This window comes from Stenotrophomonas sp. PS02298 (genome assembly GCF_029959445.1).
GTDB lineage: Bacteria > Pseudomonadota > Gammaproteobacteria > Xanthomonadales > Xanthomonadaceae > Stenotrophomonas.
In genome coordinates this window covers 1-14,863 of record NZ_JASCOR010000027.1, presented here as the reverse complement: position 1 = coordinate 14,863, position 14,863 = coordinate 1, and the positions used below count along the sequence as shown (strand labels likewise).

At 63.5% G+C, this 14,863-nt stretch carries 12 protein-coding genes; 9 read left to right on the top strand and 3 right to left on the bottom strand.

Going from position 1 to position 14,863, the window contains the following annotated elements; genetic code table 11:
- Nucleotides 1-151: 151 nt before the first annotated feature.
- The 6 genes from ykgO to QMX78_RS06320 all read left to right on the top strand — a co-directional run bounded on the left by ykgO (nt 152) and on the right by QMX78_RS06320 (nt 4,956).
- A complete protein-coding gene (gene ykgO / locus QMX78_RS06345; RefSeq protein ID WP_057628212.1) occupies nt 152-277 on the top strand; it encodes a type B 50S ribosomal protein L36 in 126 nt (41 codons plus the stop codon).
- Nucleotides 278-475: 198 nt separating this feature from the next.
- Nucleotides 476-805: a hypothetical protein gene (locus QMX78_RS06340; RefSeq protein ID WP_282267630.1), complete on the top strand. Its 330-nt coding sequence runs from the start codon at nt 476-478 to the stop codon at nt 803-805.
- 69 nt (nt 806-874) lie between these two features.
- The gene (locus QMX78_RS06335) at nt 875-1,912 is read left to right on the top strand and encodes an agmatine deiminase family protein (RefSeq protein ID WP_282267628.1); all 1,038 of its coding nucleotides are present in this window, start codon (nt 875-877) and stop codon (nt 1,910-1,912) included.
- 389 nt (nt 1,913-2,301) lie between these two features.
- Nucleotides 2,302-3,189: a carbon-nitrogen hydrolase gene (locus QMX78_RS06330; protein WP_282267626.1), complete on the top strand. Its 888-nt coding sequence runs from the start codon at nt 2,302-2,304 to the stop codon at nt 3,187-3,189.
- Between the two features lie 11 nt (nt 3,190-3,200).
- Complete coding sequence (locus QMX78_RS06325) at nt 3,201-3,731, top strand: GNAT family N-acetyltransferase (protein WP_282267624.1); 531 nt, start codon at nt 3,201-3,203, stop codon at nt 3,729-3,731.
- A gap of 4 nt (nt 3,732-3,735) precedes the next feature.
- Nucleotides 3,736-4,956: a TraB/GumN family protein gene (locus tag QMX78_RS06320; RefSeq protein ID WP_282267623.1), complete on the top strand. Its 1,221-nt coding sequence runs from the start codon at nt 3,736-3,738 to the stop codon at nt 4,954-4,956.
- A 432-nt stretch (nt 4,957-5,388) separates the two neighbouring features.
- Here QMX78_RS06320 and QMX78_RS06315 read toward each other — a convergent pair whose 3' ends face one another.
- Genes QMX78_RS06315 through QMX78_RS06305 form a run of 3 tightly spaced genes read right to left on the bottom strand, consistent with a single transcriptional unit; the run spans nt 5,389 to nt 13,065 of the window.
- Nucleotides 5,389-8,460 carry an efflux RND transporter permease subunit gene (locus QMX78_RS06315; RefSeq protein WP_282267621.1) on the bottom strand — a complete coding sequence of 1,024 codons (3,072 nt, stop codon included), beginning with the start codon at nt 8,458-8,460 and terminating at the stop codon, nt 5,389-5,391.
- 4 nt (nt 8,461-8,464) lie between these two features.
- A complete protein-coding gene (locus QMX78_RS06310; protein WP_282267619.1) occupies nt 8,465-11,932 on the bottom strand; it encodes an efflux RND transporter permease subunit in 3,468 nt (1,155 codons plus the stop codon).
- A complete protein-coding gene (locus QMX78_RS06305) occupies nt 11,929-13,065 on the bottom strand; it encodes an efflux RND transporter periplasmic adaptor subunit (RefSeq protein ID WP_282267617.1) in 1,137 nt (378 codons plus the stop codon). The genes QMX78_RS06310 and QMX78_RS06305 overlap by 4 nt, the downstream gene beginning before the upstream one ends.
- Nucleotides 13,066-13,288: 223 nt before the next feature.
- Between QMX78_RS06305 and QMX78_RS06300 the strand changes: the two genes are divergently transcribed.
- The 3 genes from QMX78_RS06300 to QMX78_RS06290 all read left to right on the top strand — a co-directional run bounded on the left by QMX78_RS06300 (nt 13,289) and on the right by QMX78_RS06290 (nt 14,632).
- Complete coding sequence (locus tag QMX78_RS06300) at nt 13,289-13,681, top strand: c-type cytochrome (RefSeq protein WP_282267615.1); 393 nt, start codon at nt 13,289-13,291, stop codon at nt 13,679-13,681.
- A 9-nt stretch (nt 13,682-13,690) separates the two neighbouring features.
- Entirely contained in the window at nt 13,691-14,152 is a 462-nt protein-coding gene (locus QMX78_RS06295) for a cytochrome c (protein ID WP_282267612.1), read from the top strand.
- A 195-nt stretch (nt 14,153-14,347) separates the two neighbouring features.
- Nucleotides 14,348-14,632 (top strand): hypothetical protein, encoded by a 285-nt coding sequence (locus QMX78_RS06290; RefSeq protein WP_282267610.1) that lies wholly within the window; start codon nt 14,348-14,350, stop codon nt 14,630-14,632.
- Nucleotides 14,633-14,863: the final 231 nt, after the last annotated feature.

The window sequence follows — 14,863 nt, the reverse complement described above, 5'->3', positions numbered from 1 at the left end:
CCCCGCACCGCCCTGCCCGCACCCGTTTGCACGCAAGCACTTGAACTGGCGCGGAAATACCCAGTAGAATGGCGGGCTTGAACGGGCGTTACCCTGCATATCCGCGGCCACGCTCCTAAGATCTCCTTACCAGTATCCGCCGAGGTATGTCATGAAAGTTCTGTCCTCCCTGAAGTCGGCGAAGACCCGTCACCGTGATTGCAAAGTTGTGCGCCGTCGCGGCAAGATCTTCGTGATCTGCAAGTCGAACCCGCGCTTCAAGGCTCGCCAGCGCTGAGCCAACTGGCGCAAGCCAGGGCTTGATCCTCAAGGGTCAGGCAACGCCAAAAAGCCGCCTTCCGGGCGGCTTTTTGCGTACCGGGCCAGGCACCGCGATGACGCATTGCTGAGTGCATGCAGCAACAACGACGCAGGACCACACTTTCATCGTCAATTTTTGCTGTAATCCCAACCTGTCCTCTGGGGAGATGTGACCATGAAGCACGCATTCAAGATTCTGGGCCTGATCGCCGTTCTTGCCGCCGCACCGGCAGCGCAGGCTGACACTTTGCTGATCGAGCGCGCACAGGAGAAGCCGGCCCAGGCCATCCCAGCCCGCGGCCAGAGCATGGCCGAGGTGGAAGCCCGCTTCGGCGCACCGAGCGAGCGCATGGACCCGCGCGGCGGCCAGAAACGGCAATGGCCAACCATCAACCGCTGGGTTTATCCGGCCTTTACCGTGTACTTCGAGAAGCAGCGCGTGATCGACGTGGTAGCCCGTCAGGCCAGCCCGGATGAAATCGGGCCAAAGCCCCCGATCCGCTGACCCCTTTCCAGGCGGCAGGCCCTGGCCTGCCGCTCCAACGCCCGACCGGGCCGAACGCATCCGAGAAGAATGAACGAAACGCTCCGCTTTCCAGCCGAATGGGAAACCCAGTCCGGCGTATTGATCGCCTGGCCGAATGCCGACACCGACTGGGCCGAGCGCCTGGCCGAGGTTGAGGAAACCTACATCGCCCTGGTCAGCGCCATCACCCGCTACCAGCCAGTGCTGATCTGCGTGGCCGATGACGACATCGAAACCTACGCGGAAATGCGCCTGCGCTCGAACCGAGTGGAGATGGATCGCGTGCAGTTCGTCACCGCACCTTACGATGACACCTGGTTGCGCGATTCCGGCCCGATCACCCTCAAGCGCGCCGACGGCAGCTTCCAGCTGCTGGATTTCCGCTTCACCGGCTGGGGCGGCAAGTTCGAAGCCAGCCTCGATGACCAACTGGTCGGAGTGCTCGACCAGGCCCAGGTGTTCAACAATGCGCAGGTCCGCAGCATTCCGTTCGCGCTCGAGGGCGGCGCCATCGACACCGACGGTGCCGGCACCCTGCTGACCACCTGGAAGTGCCTGCACGAACGCCACCCCGAGCGCGACCGCGATTCACTCAGCACCGACATGGCCAGCTGGATGCAGCAGGACCGCGTGCTGTGGCTGGACCACGGCTACCTGGAAGGCGACGACACCGACGCGCACATCGATACCCTCGCCCGCTTTGCCTCGGCCGACAGCATCGTTTACCAGAACTGCGACGACCCGCAGGATTCGCATTACGCCGAGCTGCAGGCCATGGGCGCCGAACTGGCCGCACTGCGCACCAGCGACGGCAAGCCTTACCGCCTGTTCCCGTTGCCCTGGGCCGAGCCGGTTCTGGACGAAGGCCGCCGCCTGGCAGCCTCGTACGCCAATTTCCTGATCATCAATGGCGCGGTACTGATGCCGGCCTATGGCGACGCCGCCGATGATGTCGCGCGTGACGTACTGGCACAGGCTTTCCCTGACCGCGAAATCGTGCAGGTTCCCTGCCGCTCGCTGATCTGGCAGAACGGCAGCCTGCACTGCATCACCATGCAACTGCCAGCCGGCCTGCTGAAGAACTAATCGCCGCACCTGTAGTGCCGAGCCATGCTCGGCAGGGGCTTTACCAGCGAAAAGCCCCCTCACCCCAACCCCCGCTCCGCGCCCCGGCCTTTGCGCTGGCGCAAAGGCGCTCGATCGACCGCGAACCAGTGGTTCGCAAGCGGCCTCTCTCCCCCCCGCAAACGGGAGAGGGGCTCAAAGCGTAGAGCCGAGCCACGCTCGGCTGCCTTTCGCTCCGGGGCCGCGCAATCCGGATCTGCTACCTGCATGTTCAGCCGAGCATGGCTCGGCTCTACCTGAAAAGCACAAGCAACCGCGGGCGCGCCCTACTGCGCTCTCCGTTCAGCCCAGACCGCGTTACCAACGCACATCCGCGTTAACATTCGTCCTTTCCCCCGCAGGATCGCAGCATGAACTCGCGCAGCCCTCTTACCGTCGCCCTGGTGCAGGAACGAAACCACGGTGATGCCGCCGCCAACCTGGCCGTGATTGATGCACGGGTAGCCGAGGCTGCCGCGCAGGGCGCGAAACTGGTGCTGCTGCAGGAACTGCACAACGGCGCGTACTTCTGCCAGCACGAATCGGTGGACGAGTTCGACCTTGCCGAGCCAATCCCCGGCCCCAGCACCGAGCACCTCGGCGCACTGGCCAAGAAGCATGGCGTGGTCATCGTCGGCTCGCTGTTCGAGCGCCGCGCCGCTGGCCTGTACCACAACACCGCCGTGGTCTTCGAAAAGGACGGCACCTTGCTGGGCAAGTACCGCAAGATGCACATTCCCGACGACCCGGGCTTCTACGAGAAGTTCTACTTTACCCCGGGCGACATCGGTTTCAAGCCGATCGAGACATCTGTGGGTCGCCTCGGCGTGCTTGTCTGCTGGGACCAGTGGTATCCGGAAGCCGCCCGCCTGATGGCCCTGGCCGGTGCCGAACTGCTGCTCTACCCGACCGCGATCGGCTGGGACCCGGACGATGTGCAGGACGAGAAGAACCGCCAGCGCGATGCCTGGGTGCTGAGCCACCGCGGCCATGCCGTTGCCAACGGCGTGCCGGTACTGAGCTGCAACCGCGTCGGCCACGAAGCCTCGCCGCTGGGTGCGTCCGGCATCAACTTCTGGGGCAACAGCCACGTGCTGGGCCCGCAGGGCGAGTTCATTGCCGAAGCCGGCACCGAAGCAACCCTGCTGGTCTGCGACGTCGACCTGCAGCGCAGCGAGCACGTACGCCGCATCTGGCCGTTCCTGCGTGACCGCCGCATCGATGCCTACGGCGACCTGCTCAAGCGCTACATCGACTGACCGGACCTGACATGAGCCTGCAGCTGCGCACCGCAACCCCCGCTGACATCCCGGCCATCACCGCGATCTACGCGGTGGAGGTGCGCGAGCTGGTGAACACCTACGAGTACGAAGTCCCCGCCGCGGCGGAGATGGCGCAGCGCATGCAGGACATCACCGCGCGCGGCTTTCCCTATCTCGTCGCCACCATCGACGGCGAGGTAGCCGGTTACGCCTACGCCAACAGCTACCGCGCCCGCATCGCCTATCAGTGGACCGTGGAGAACTCGGTCTACGTCGATGCTCGCTTCCAGGGTAAAGGCGTTGGCAGGGCCTTGATGCAGGCCTTGATCGACGAATGCACCGCACGCGGCTTCCGGCAGATGATCGCGGTGATCGGCGAACCGACCAATACCGCATCGATCAAGCTGCATGAGCGTTTCGGCTTTGAGCTGGTTGGCGTGTTCCGCGGCCTTGGCCGCAAGCACGGTCGCTGGCTGGACACGGTACAGATGCAACGCGCACTCGGCGACGGTGCCGACAGCGCCCCATCCAATGAATGAAGCAATGACTGACTCCTCTATCGAAACCGGCGGCGAACTGCTGGCCGGCCAGCCTGTGCGCGTGGTTGAACGCGACGGCGTGCGCTATACCTTGCTGGGCACTGCCCACGTCTCTGCAGCCAGCGTACAAGCGGTTGAGCAGGCCATCGCCAGCGGCCAGTACGACGCAGTCGCAGTCGAGCTGGACCCGCAGCGCCTGCAGGCGCTGACCAACCCCAACGCCTTGGCACAGCTGGATCTGGTCGAAGTGATCCGCAAGGGCCGCGTGGCGCTGTTTGCCGCCAACCTCGCGCTGGCCGCTTACCAACGCCGTCTCGCAGAGCAGTTGGGGATCGAACCCGGTGCTGAACTGAAGCGCGCAGTGGAACTGGCCAAGGCCAACGACCTGCCCGTGCACCTGATCGACCGCGATGTCGGCCTCACCTTCCGCCGCGCTTCGCAGAGCCTGGGCTTCTTCGGCAAGGTCAAGCTGGTGATGGGCCTGGGCGCCGGCCTGTTCTCATCCGAGGATGTAGGCGAAGAAGAAATCGAGAAGCTCAAGCAAGGCGACATGCTGGAGTCGAGCTTTGGCGAATTCGCCAATGAAAGCCCGGCGCTGTACCAAGCCATCATCGGTGAGCGCGACCGTTATATGGCTACGCGTCTGCGCGAGGAACACAACAGCGAGCAGCGCAATGTGCTGGCGGTGGTTGGCGCGGGTCACCTTGCAGGGTTGGCCCGCTATCTGGAAACCGATACCGAGGCACCCGGCCCGCTTCGCGAACAATTGGAGTCGGTGCCGAAGAAGCGCAACATCCCGTGGATCACGCTGGGCATCCTCGCCATCGTGCTGGGCGGAATTGGGTTTGGTTTCTGGAAGGGCGGCATGGGCATGGGTGCCGACATGCTGCTGACCTGGGCGATGTTCACCGGCGGCCTGGCTGGCTTGGGTGCATTGCTTGCTGCCAGCCATCCGTTGAGCATCCTGACCGCGATCGTGGTTGCGCCGTTCAAGCCCTTCCGTTTGAGCATTCCCACCGGTGCGTTTTCGGCACTGGTGGAAACGCGGCTGCGCAAGCCGACGTATCAGGATTTCCTGCAGCTACGTGATGATGCGCAGAGCCTGAAAGGCTGGTACCGGAATCGCGTTACCCGCATCGTGCTGACGTTCATGCTCACCAATATCGGCAGCATGCTGGGACTGTGGCTTACCGGCTTCAGTGTTTATGGGAAGTTGGCTGGGTGAAGCCTTTGCTTTGAGGTCTTTGCTTTGAGGTCTTTGCTTTGAGGTCTTTGCTTTGAGGCCTTTGCTTTGAGACCTTTGCCTTGAAGCCTTTGCTTTGAGCTTTGGTTTAAAAGCTGTAGATGCTTTAAAAGCTTAGAAGCGCCCTCACCCCTACCCCTCTCCCGCATGCGGGAGAGGGGACTAGCTCTCCTGCATTTTCTTTTGCTGCTGCGTCGTCGGCTTCGGCAGCGGAAGCCTGATGGCCGGCTTTGGCTGTTGCTTTGGCTGTTGCTTTGACTGTTGCTTTGGCTTTGGCTGTTGCTTTGGCCTTTGCCTTGGCTGTCCCCTCTCCCGCATGCGGGAGAGGGGTAGGGGTGAGGGCAGCTCTTGCTTCAGCTGTTGCTATTGCCTTTGCATTTCGCAGCAGCTACAGCCGCCCTGCCCTCCAGCCAATCAGCCCTCTACAACAACCGCACGCTCCACCGGCGGCAAACCGCGCGCACGCCGCACCAACCGCGCCGTGCCGGTACGCAGATCATCCAGCAGCGCGTAGATAGTCGGCAGGAACAGCAAGCTCACCACCGTCGAGAACGCCAATCCACCGGCAATCGCGCGCGCCATCGGGTAGTACGGCGGCATGCCGTCAGCCGTGGTCGTGTTCAACGCAATCGGCACCATCGCCAGGATCGCCGTACCCATCGTCATCATGATCGGCCGCAAGCGCTCACGGCTACCCTCGATCAAGGCCTCGGTACGCGACACCCCACGTCGACGCAGGTTGTTGATGTGCTCGATCATCACGATGCCGTTGTTCACCACCACGCCCATCAGCACCAGGATGCCGATCACCGCCATGATGTTCATCTCGGTACCGGTCAGCCAGAACAGCCAGTAAACGCCATAGATGGAGAACAGCACGCAGGACATGATCGCCGCCGGGAACAACAGCGACTCGAACACCGCCGCCATGATCACCACCATCAGGATCAGGGCAATGAAGATCGCCGTCACCATCTGGTCCATGCCATCGAAGTTGATGTTGAAGCCGGCGCCGTTGAACGTATAGCCATAGCCCGGTGGGAACTGCACGCGGTCCAGGGTCTCCTCAACCGACTTGCGCGCCTGGTCCATCGGCACGTCCTTGGCCAGGCCAGCCTCGATACGCAGCATGGTCTGCCGGTTCAAGCGCTGGATGGAGTTGGCCGCCGGATTGACGTTGACGTCCACCATCGCCAGCAGCGGGATCTCCTTGCCGCTGGAGCTGCGCACCATGAACGAGGACAGGTCTTCGATGCTGTAGTTCTCCGAGCCCGAGAAACGCACATTGACCGGAATCTCGACGTCATCGCGGTGGAAGTCACGCAGCGATGAGCCACGCAGCGCCATGCCCACGAACTGCGCCACCTGCTGGGCACTGAAACCATACGACGCTGCGCGCTCGCGGTTGACCCGCACCGCCAGTTCGGCATTGGCATCACCCACGTCCACGCGCACATCGCGCAACTTGGGATTGCGCGCCAGGATCGGCACGATGTCGTCGGCCAACTCACGCAAGGTCTGGCTTGAATCACCGACCAGACTGAAACGCAGGCCCTGCCCTTCGCTGCCCATGCCACCCGGCCAGCCGATGCCGATCTTGGCGCGTGCCGATTGCGGCAACCCCTTGCGCACCTCTTCCTCGATCTTCTTGCTCTGCTCGCGGTCGTCGATGCTCAGGTACAGGCGTGTCTGCGCCCAGCCCTGTTCGGCGAAACGGCTGTAAACGCGCTTGATCTTGAACTCGTCGCGGTTGGCATTGACGAAGTCCTCGACCCGCTGCACTTCCTTTCCCATCTCCTCCTTGGAATAGGAGCCCTTCCATTGGTAGAAGATGTTGATCTCATCCGGATCATTGTCATCGCCACCACCGGTGGTATGGGTCATCGGCCACACGCTCAGCACCGACACCAACACGATACCTGCCACGCTCCAGCCACGGTTCTGCAGGGTCCAGCGCAGTATCCGTGCGTAGCGCGCCTGCAGGCGGCTGATGAACGGCGACTTCAATGCCGGCGGGGTCTTCATCCGTGCCGACAGCATCGGGATCAGGCTCACCGCCACCAGCCACGAGGCCAGCAACGAGAACGAGATGGTCAACGCCAGCTGGGTCAGGTAGATGGTGATGATGTTCTTCTCGCCGAACATCATGGGCAGGAACACCACGCAGTGGCACAAGGTGCCGGCCGACAACGCGATCGCCACATGGCGGGTACCGATGATGGATGCCATCTCCGGTTTGCCGGGGTACTTCTCGCGCTCCTGGTAGATGCTCTCCACCACCACCACGGCGTTGTCCACCAGCATGCCCACCGCCAGCAACAAGCCCATCATCGAAATGATGTTCAGGCTGATGCCGGTGAAGTACATGAAGCCCAAGGTCATGATGAAACAGATCGGGATCGCCATCGACACCATCAGCGTTGACGGCCAATGACGCAGGAAGGCGTACAGCACGATCACCGACAGCAGCAGGCCGATCGCACCGGCCTCGGCCAGGGCCAGCAGCGAACTGGTGACTGCCTTGCCGGAATCCCAGGCAATCTCGATGTCGACACCGCGCAACGCCGGATCCTCACCCAGCAGCGCGACCTCTTTGGTCACAGCGCGCGACAGGTCCACCAGATTCGCCGAGCGCTCCTTGTAGATGTCCACGCCCACGCTGGGCTTGCCTTCCATGCGCCGCACATAGCTCATGCGCTGCGGTTGCAGGCTGACCTCGGCGATGTCCGACAGGCGGGTACCACGATTGTTGACCGGCAGGTCGCGCAGCTCCTGTACTTCCAGCAGCTCGCCCTTGGGCTGCACGCGCAGGCGGCGGCCGTCCTCGGTGATCTGCCCGGCCGATACCGCGAAGTTGGCAGCCTGCAGCTTCTGCACCAGATCATTCAGGGCAACGCCATGCGCGCTGATGCGGTCCTTGTCCAGCGCGATCAGCACTTCCTGCTTGGCAACGCCTTCCACTTCAACACGGGCCACGCCAGGCAGACGCTCCAGGCGCTGCTTGATGGCACGTTCGATCATGTCGGCGCGCGCGGTCAGGTCCTCGGCACTGTTCAGGCGCAGGCTGATCGCTTCCTGGTCACTGGTGCTCCAGCGCTGTACGTAATAACGGCGGAAGTCGTCCGGCAACTCGTCACGCACCGCGTCGATACGCTCACGCGCTTCGGACGCGGCCATGGCGATATCGCGGTTCCAGTCGCTGAATTCGACCTGGATCTGCCCGCCTTCGGCGTTGGCGCGCGAGTTCATCGTCTTGATGCCGGGCATCGTGGCGATGGCCTCTTCAACCGGCCGCAGCAGGTTGCGCTCCACTTCTTCCGGGGTCGAACCCGGGTACGGCAGTGCGATGAAGAAGAACGGGATCGATGCTTCCGGCTCCGACTCCAGCGGCAGCTTGAACGCAGCAATCAGGCCGATCACCACCATCGACACGAACAACATGATGGTGGTGACAGGGCGGCGGATGGACAGCTCGGTGATATTCATCCGCTCAGTCCTTGATGCCGCCGATGGGGTCCTGCTCGTGGCTCAGCACCTGCTCGGCCTGGGCCATCGCCTGGCGTGCACGACGGCCGCGTTCGGCGTAGTACTCGTCCGGCTTGCGATCCAGCAAGTCGTACACCACCGGGATCACCAGCAAGGTCAGCAGGGTCGACACCAGCAGGCCACCGATCACCGTGATCGCCATCGGCGAGCGCACTTCGGCGCCTTCACCGAAGGCCAGGGCCAGCGGCAGGAAGCCGAATACCGCGCACAGCGTGGTCATCATGATCGGGCGCAGGCGCGAACGTGCGCCCTCAACCAGGGCCTCACGCTTGGCCACACCTTCCTCGCGCAGCTGGTTGACCTTGTCGATCAGGATGATGGCGTTCTTCACCACCAGACCGACCAACAGGATCAAGCCGATGAACACCACCACCGAGACCGGTGAACGCGCCAGCAGCAGGGCTGCAACCGCACCAACCAGGGCCAGCGGAATGGTGAACAGGATGACGAAAGGATGCAGCAGCGATTCGAACTGCGATGCCATCACCAGATAGACCAGGAACACCGCCAAGGCGAAGGCGAACAGCAGCGAGCGGATCGACTCACCCAGCTCCTGGCCCTGGCCACCGATGTGCATGCCGACGTCAGTGCCCAGCGGGTTCTTGGCGACCATGCTCTGCACTTCGGTGATGGCCTTGCCCAGGTCGATGTCGCGCAGGTTGGCCGAGACGATGGCCACACGGCGCTGGTCGGCACGGTGGATTTCGCTCGGGCCGGTGGTGGCGATGACGTCGGCCACCGAGCCCAGCTCGATTGGCTTGGCACCGCTCGGGTTGACGATCAGGCGACGGATGTCGTTGACCGAGGAACGCTCCGACTCCTGCACGCGCACCAGCACGTCGATCTTGCGATCGCGGAAGCTGTAGCGGGTAGCGACATTGCCCTTGACCTTGTTAACCACCGCATCGGCAATCTGCCGCGTGGTCAGCCCCAATGCCGCGGCGCGGTCCTGGTCGAATACCACCTGGATTTCCGGGAAGCCCTGCTCCACCGTCGACTTGACGTCGGCATAGTGCGGGTTCTCGCGCAGCATGCCAGCCAGGCGATTGCCAGCGACGCGGATGTCTTCGAGATTATTGCCCTCGATTTCGATTTCCAGCGGCGGCGACAGCGCGAACAGTTCCGGGCGGGCGAAATCCACCTGCGCTGACGGCCAGGCCTTCATGGTCTCGCGCAGTTTTTCGGTCAGTGCCGGCTCCAGCTTGGTGTCATTCATCACCACCGACAGCTTGCCGATGTTCTCGCCGCTCTCGGTCGGGCTGGCATCCAGTCGCGTACCGGTACCGGAGACGCCATACAGCAGGCGCACGCCTTCTTCGCCGGCATGCTTGCGCTGCACTTCGCGCACCAATGCATCGGTCTGCGCCAGTGGCGTGCCCGGCGGCAGCTTGGCGGTCATCTCGAAGCGGTCCTGGGCCAGCTGCGGCAGCAGGTCCACGCCCAGCAGCGGCAGCGCAGCCAAGGTCAGACCGAAGGCCAGGGTTGCAAAACCCAGGATCGGCCACGGACGCTTCAATGCCGCCGGCAGCGCGCGCAGGTAACCCGCTTCCGCGCGGCCATACGGCGCCATCGCCAGATCACTGGCCTTGCGCATCACCGGGCCGACCACCGCGGCAATGCCACGGAAGATCCGCACCACGCTCCAGGCCAGGAAATAGAACCCGTAGCGGAACATCGCGCCGATACCACGACCTGCATAGGCAGCCGGCTTCTTCCAGCGGCTCTGCGGACGCCACGGCTCGCGCGGGTCTTCGGCCGGGAACTCCAACGGCGGACGGCCCTTCAGCGCGCTCAGCATCGGGATCAGGGTCATCGACACCACCAGCGACACCGCGATGGCGATCGACACGGTCAACGCCTGGTCACGGAACAACTGGCCGGCGATGCCTTCGACGAACACCAGCGGCAGGAACACCGCGATGGTCGTCAAGGTCGAGGCAACCACCGCCATGAACACTTCACGGGTGCCCTTGATCGCCGCTTCCAGAATGCCCATGCCGCGCTCACGCGCCTTGGCGATGGATTCCAGCACCACGATCGAGTCATCCACCACCAGGCCGGTAGCCAGCGCCAGACCGCCCAGCGACATCACGTTCAAGCTCAAGCCGAGCTGGCCCATGAAGAAGAAGGTGGCGATGATCGAGATCGGCAGCGACAGCGAGATCACGAAGGTGCTCCAGCCATCACGCAGGAACAGGAAGATGATCAGCACCGACAGCAGGCCGCCGATCACCGCATCGATCTTGACGTCCTTGATGGCGTGGCGGATGAAGACCGACTGGTCCTCCACCATCGTCATCTCGATGTCCTTGGGCATTTCCTTGCGGATGGTTTCGAGCCGGGCTTCCAGCGCATCGGCGGTGGAAACGGTATTGGCGTCGCCTTCCTTGTAGACAGCGAGTTCGACTGCTTCATGGCCGGCAGCGCGGATCACCGCTTCGCGCTCCTTGTAGCCCTGGCGCACTTCGGCCACGTCCTTCAAGCGCACGCTGGGCGCGCTGCTGCTGCCATCACTGCGCATCGCCGCGATCACGTTGGGATCGCTGCTGCCGAGGATGGCTGACATCAGCTGGCGGTTCTCACCGGTCGAGCTGGCGGTGCTGGAACCACTGGCAGTGGTCAGCAGCATCTCGCGCATCTGTTCGACCGTGGCGAACTGGTTGACGGTACGCACCAGGTAACGCTGCGAGCCTTCTTCCAGGCGACCGCCGGACAGGTTCACGTTCTCCTGCTGCAGGCGCTGGATCACCGTGTCCAGCGACAGACCGAGCGCGGCCAGCTTGCGCTGGTCGATATCAACCTGGATCTCGTCTTCCAGACCGCCGCCAACCTTGACCGCGGCCACACCACTGACCGGCTCGAGCTTGCGCTTGAGGTCTTCATCGGCGTAACGGCGCAGTTCCATCAGGCGGCGCACGGCATCGGCGTCGTTGCCGGCTTCCTGCTTGGACGACAGCGCCAGCCGCATGATCGGCTGGGTGGACGGATTGAAGCGCAGCAGTACCGGCGGCTTGGCCTCCAGCGGCAACTGCAGCGTCTCCATCTTGTCGCGCACGTCCAGCCCGGCCTGCTGCATGTCCGTGCCCCAGGCGAACTCCAGCACCACGTCGCTTTGACCGGTGCGGGAGATCGACTTGAGCTTGCGCAGGCCCTTGACGATGCCCAGCGCTTCTTCGGCCGGCTGCGAAATCAGGGTTTCCACCTCGGCCGGCGCCGCACCTTCGTAATCGGTACGCACGGTCAGGGTGGGATAGCTCAGGTCCGGCAGCAGTTCGACCTTCAGGCTGGACAGCGAGATCAGGCCAAACAACACCAGGGTCAGCGTCATCATCGCGATGGTGACGCGGCGGCGGGTGGCAAACTCGATCAGATCGAAGCCACCGCCGGAAGCCGACGGTCCGTGGTCACTCATTGCTTGGTCGCCTGTGCAGCTGCCGGCGCCTTGGCCGCCGCTGCGACCGCCTTCTCCTTGCCGATCACCTGCACCGCACTGCCTTCACGCAATGCTGCCTTGCCAGCGATGACGACTTCATCACCCTGCTGCAGACCGTTGCGCACCTCGATGAAGCCGGCATCGTCGTACCCCAGGGCCAGCTCGGTACGCACGGCCTTGCCGTCGCGCACCACATAGACCGCCGGCTTGCCGCCGTCTTCCAGCAGCGCGGTACGCGGCACCACCAATGCGTCGGCGCGCTGGTCGTAGTTGATGCTCAGGCGACCGAACATGCCGGCCTGCAATGCTTCTTCGCCGGAGAACGTCGTCACCACGCGGAAGGTGCCGGTGCCGTTGTCGACCACCGGCGCAACGCGGTCCACCGTGCCGGTGAACGGCTTGCCGGGCAATGCATCAACCTGCAGCGACACGGCCTGGCCCGGCTTGAGCTTGGCGATCTCGCGCTCGGGCACATTGAGGGTGGCTTCCAGCTGGCCGCTGTCGACGATGCGGATGATCGGCGAATTGATCTGCACGAAGTTGCCCGGCTTGATGTCACGCGAGGCAACCACGCCAGAGATCGGCGCGACCACCGTCGTGTAGGACAACTCCAGCGTCGCCATCCGGTACATCGCCCGCGCGTTCTCCAGGTCATAGCGCAGCTGGTCCACGTCGGCAGCGCTGACCAGCTGCTGCTGCACCAGCTTTTCGGCGCGGTGATAGCTGTTCTCGAGCTTGCGCATCTGCGCCTCGCTCTGTGCAACGCTCAGGCGGGCGCGGTCCGGGTCCAGCCGTACCAGCGGCTGGCCAGCGCGCACCAGTTGGCCTTCTTCGACCAGCACCGCCAGCGCCACGCCGGAGGTCTTTGCGACCACCTGCGATTCAGCGCGGGGCTCCAGCGCCGCAGTGCCGGTATAGCTGGCGGCGATGGCACGGCGCTCGGCCTTGGCCACTTCCACCGGCACGGCGTCGCTGGCTTTCTGCTCATCCGGCGTCTTGGCCTTGGCTTCCTCGCCACCGGCCTTGCAACCGCCGAGCAACAGGGAAGTGGTGATCAGGAGTGCAGCAGCGCAGCTTCCGGTGCGGGCGTGCAGAGTGAAAAGTCGCGACATCGTCTTGTCCCTGGGGATGCGTAGGCAGGTGTTGTAGCAAAGTATTGCACCACCCCACATCAACACCATGCCCCGAAAGTCATGGGTACCCGTCCCTTATGCTTCCGCCCACCGCATTGCAGCATCCAAGCGCCTGTTCCGAACGGGTAAATACGCGGGCTATACTCGGGCCGTTCCGTATCCCACGGCGGAACCCCAGACCCGCTTACCGGATAAGGAAACCATGCGCTCGCAGCCGCTCGCCGCTTGTTTCGCTCTGGCTTTTGCCCTGACCTTCGGGGCCGCCCAAGCTGATCCGCAGTCTGCTCCACCCGCCGTCGCCCCCACCGCCACTGCTCCCGCCGCAACACCGGCAGCGGCCAGCACAGGCAATGCCGCCACCGGCCGGATCCTGGCCTATACCTGCCAGGGCTGCCACGGCATCACCGGCTACAAGAACGCCTACCCCAGCTACCGCGTGCCGAAGATCGGCGGGCAGTCGCCGCAATACCTGACCCAGGCGCTGACCGAGTACCGTGAAGGCAAGCGCAAGCATCCGACGATGCAGGCGCAATCGATGAGTTTCAGCCCGCAGGACATTGCTGATCTCTCCGCCTACCTGTCCACCCTCAAATAAGCGCCGACCATGACGAAAGCCACGCACGCACTGCGTTTGTCCATCGCCCTGTTCGCCGCCATGGGTCTGGCTGCCTGCACACAGTCCGAAGTGGAGTCCAGCGGCAAATCCGCCGCTGATCCAGGCCACGCCAGCGGTGAACACGGATCCAGCTCCTCCGCCGGCCTGCCTGCCGGTCGCGTCGCCGCCGGTGAGCACCTGGCCGCTGCCAAGGGCAAGGCCACCGGGCAGAGTTGCATCGACTGCCACGGCGCCGATGGCAACAACCCGATCGACCCGACCTATCCCAAGCTCGGCGGCCAGTACGGCGACTACCTCGCCCATGCGCTGCAGGCCTACCGTGCCAGCACCCGCGACCACATGCTGATGACGCCGCAGGCGCAGAGCCTGAGTGACCAGGACATCGCCGATCTCGCAGCCTACTTCGGCAGCAGGCCAAGCCAACTACGCGACCTGCACGGCGTGGACTGAGGTCCACCATCGGGGCACCGCACTGACGCAACAAAGCCGCCCTCGGGCGGCTTTGTTTTCAATACGCTTCGCACTGTTTGTGGGAGCGACGTAAGCCGCGGAGCTGACAGTGTTGGAGCACCACTCACTTGTTCCATCTGCAGCACCACCTGCTTCGCGGCTTGCGCCGCCCCCAAATCGGATACCTGATCACGCATGCCACTCTATCGATGCTCGATCTGCGGCGAAAACTTCCCGGGCGCCCTTCTGGGCAAGCTCGAGCCCATCGGTTTCTACGCAACCCGCTTTACAGAGGCAGCAACTCCGGGCGAGGCAGAAGCACAGGTTCTGGACCTGCTCCGGAACGAAGATGTGCTGAATATTCCTGCTGAACTACGCAACGAAGACGCCAGGATGTTCTTCGAGGAGATCGCGGAGGTCAACGCCGACAACGAGCGCGTGCCGAACTCCGGTTTCACATTCTTCGTCATGGGCAGCTGAATTTCTGAAGACAAAAGCAGTTGCAGCTGTGAGTCAACAGCCCTAGATGCGTTGCGCTTACCTGAGCTACGTTGCTTGGCCTGCATGCACGATGCACCAAGCACCGCTTGTGGGAGCGGCGTAAGCCGCGAAGCTGGCATTGCCGAAACCTCAGGCATATGCGACATCTGATTGGCTATGTGCTTCGCGGCTTTCGCCGCTCCCACAAACAAGCGGAAAGAATGCGACACA

Bases quoted from the DNA above. Each gene is read 5' to 3' on its own strand.
- QMX78_RS06295 (WP_282267612.1), top strand. From the start codon at position 13,691: ATGACGAAAGCCACGCACGCACTGCGTTTGTCCATCGCCCTGTTCGCC.
- QMX78_RS06290 (WP_282267610.1), top strand. From the start codon at position 14,348: ATGCCACTCTATCGATGCTCGATCTGCGGCGAAAACTTCCCGGGCGCC.
- QMX78_RS06340 (WP_282267630.1), top strand. From the start codon at position 476: ATGAAGCACGCATTCAAGATTCTGGGCCTGATCGCCGTTCTTGCCGCC.
- QMX78_RS06305 (WP_282267617.1), bottom strand. From the start codon at position 13,065: ATGTCGCGACTTTTCACTCTGCACGCCCGCACCGGAAGCTGCGCTGCT.
- QMX78_RS06315 (WP_282267621.1), bottom strand. From the start codon at position 8,460: ATGAATATCACCGAGCTGTCCATCCGCCGCCCTGTCACCACCATCATG.
- QMX78_RS06330 (WP_282267626.1), top strand. From the start codon at position 2,302: ATGAACTCGCGCAGCCCTCTTACCGTCGCCCTGGTGCAGGAACGAAAC.
- ykgO (WP_057628212.1), top strand. From the start codon at position 152: ATGAAAGTTCTGTCCTCCCTGAAGTCGGCGAAGACCCGTCACCGTGAT.
- QMX78_RS06335 (WP_282267628.1), top strand. From the start codon at position 875: ATGAACGAAACGCTCCGCTTTCCAGCCGAATGGGAAACCCAGTCCGGC.
- QMX78_RS06325 (WP_282267624.1), top strand. From the start codon at position 3,201: ATGAGCCTGCAGCTGCGCACCGCAACCCCCGCTGACATCCCGGCCATC.
- QMX78_RS06300 (WP_282267615.1), top strand. From the start codon at position 13,289: ATGCGCTCGCAGCCGCTCGCCGCTTGTTTCGCTCTGGCTTTTGCCCTG.
- QMX78_RS06310 (WP_282267619.1), bottom strand. From the start codon at position 11,932: ATGAGTGACCACGGACCGTCGGCTTCCGGCGGTGGCTTCGATCTGATC.
- QMX78_RS06320 (WP_282267623.1), top strand. From the start codon at position 3,736: ATGACTGACTCCTCTATCGAAACCGGCGGCGAACTGCTGGCCGGCCAG.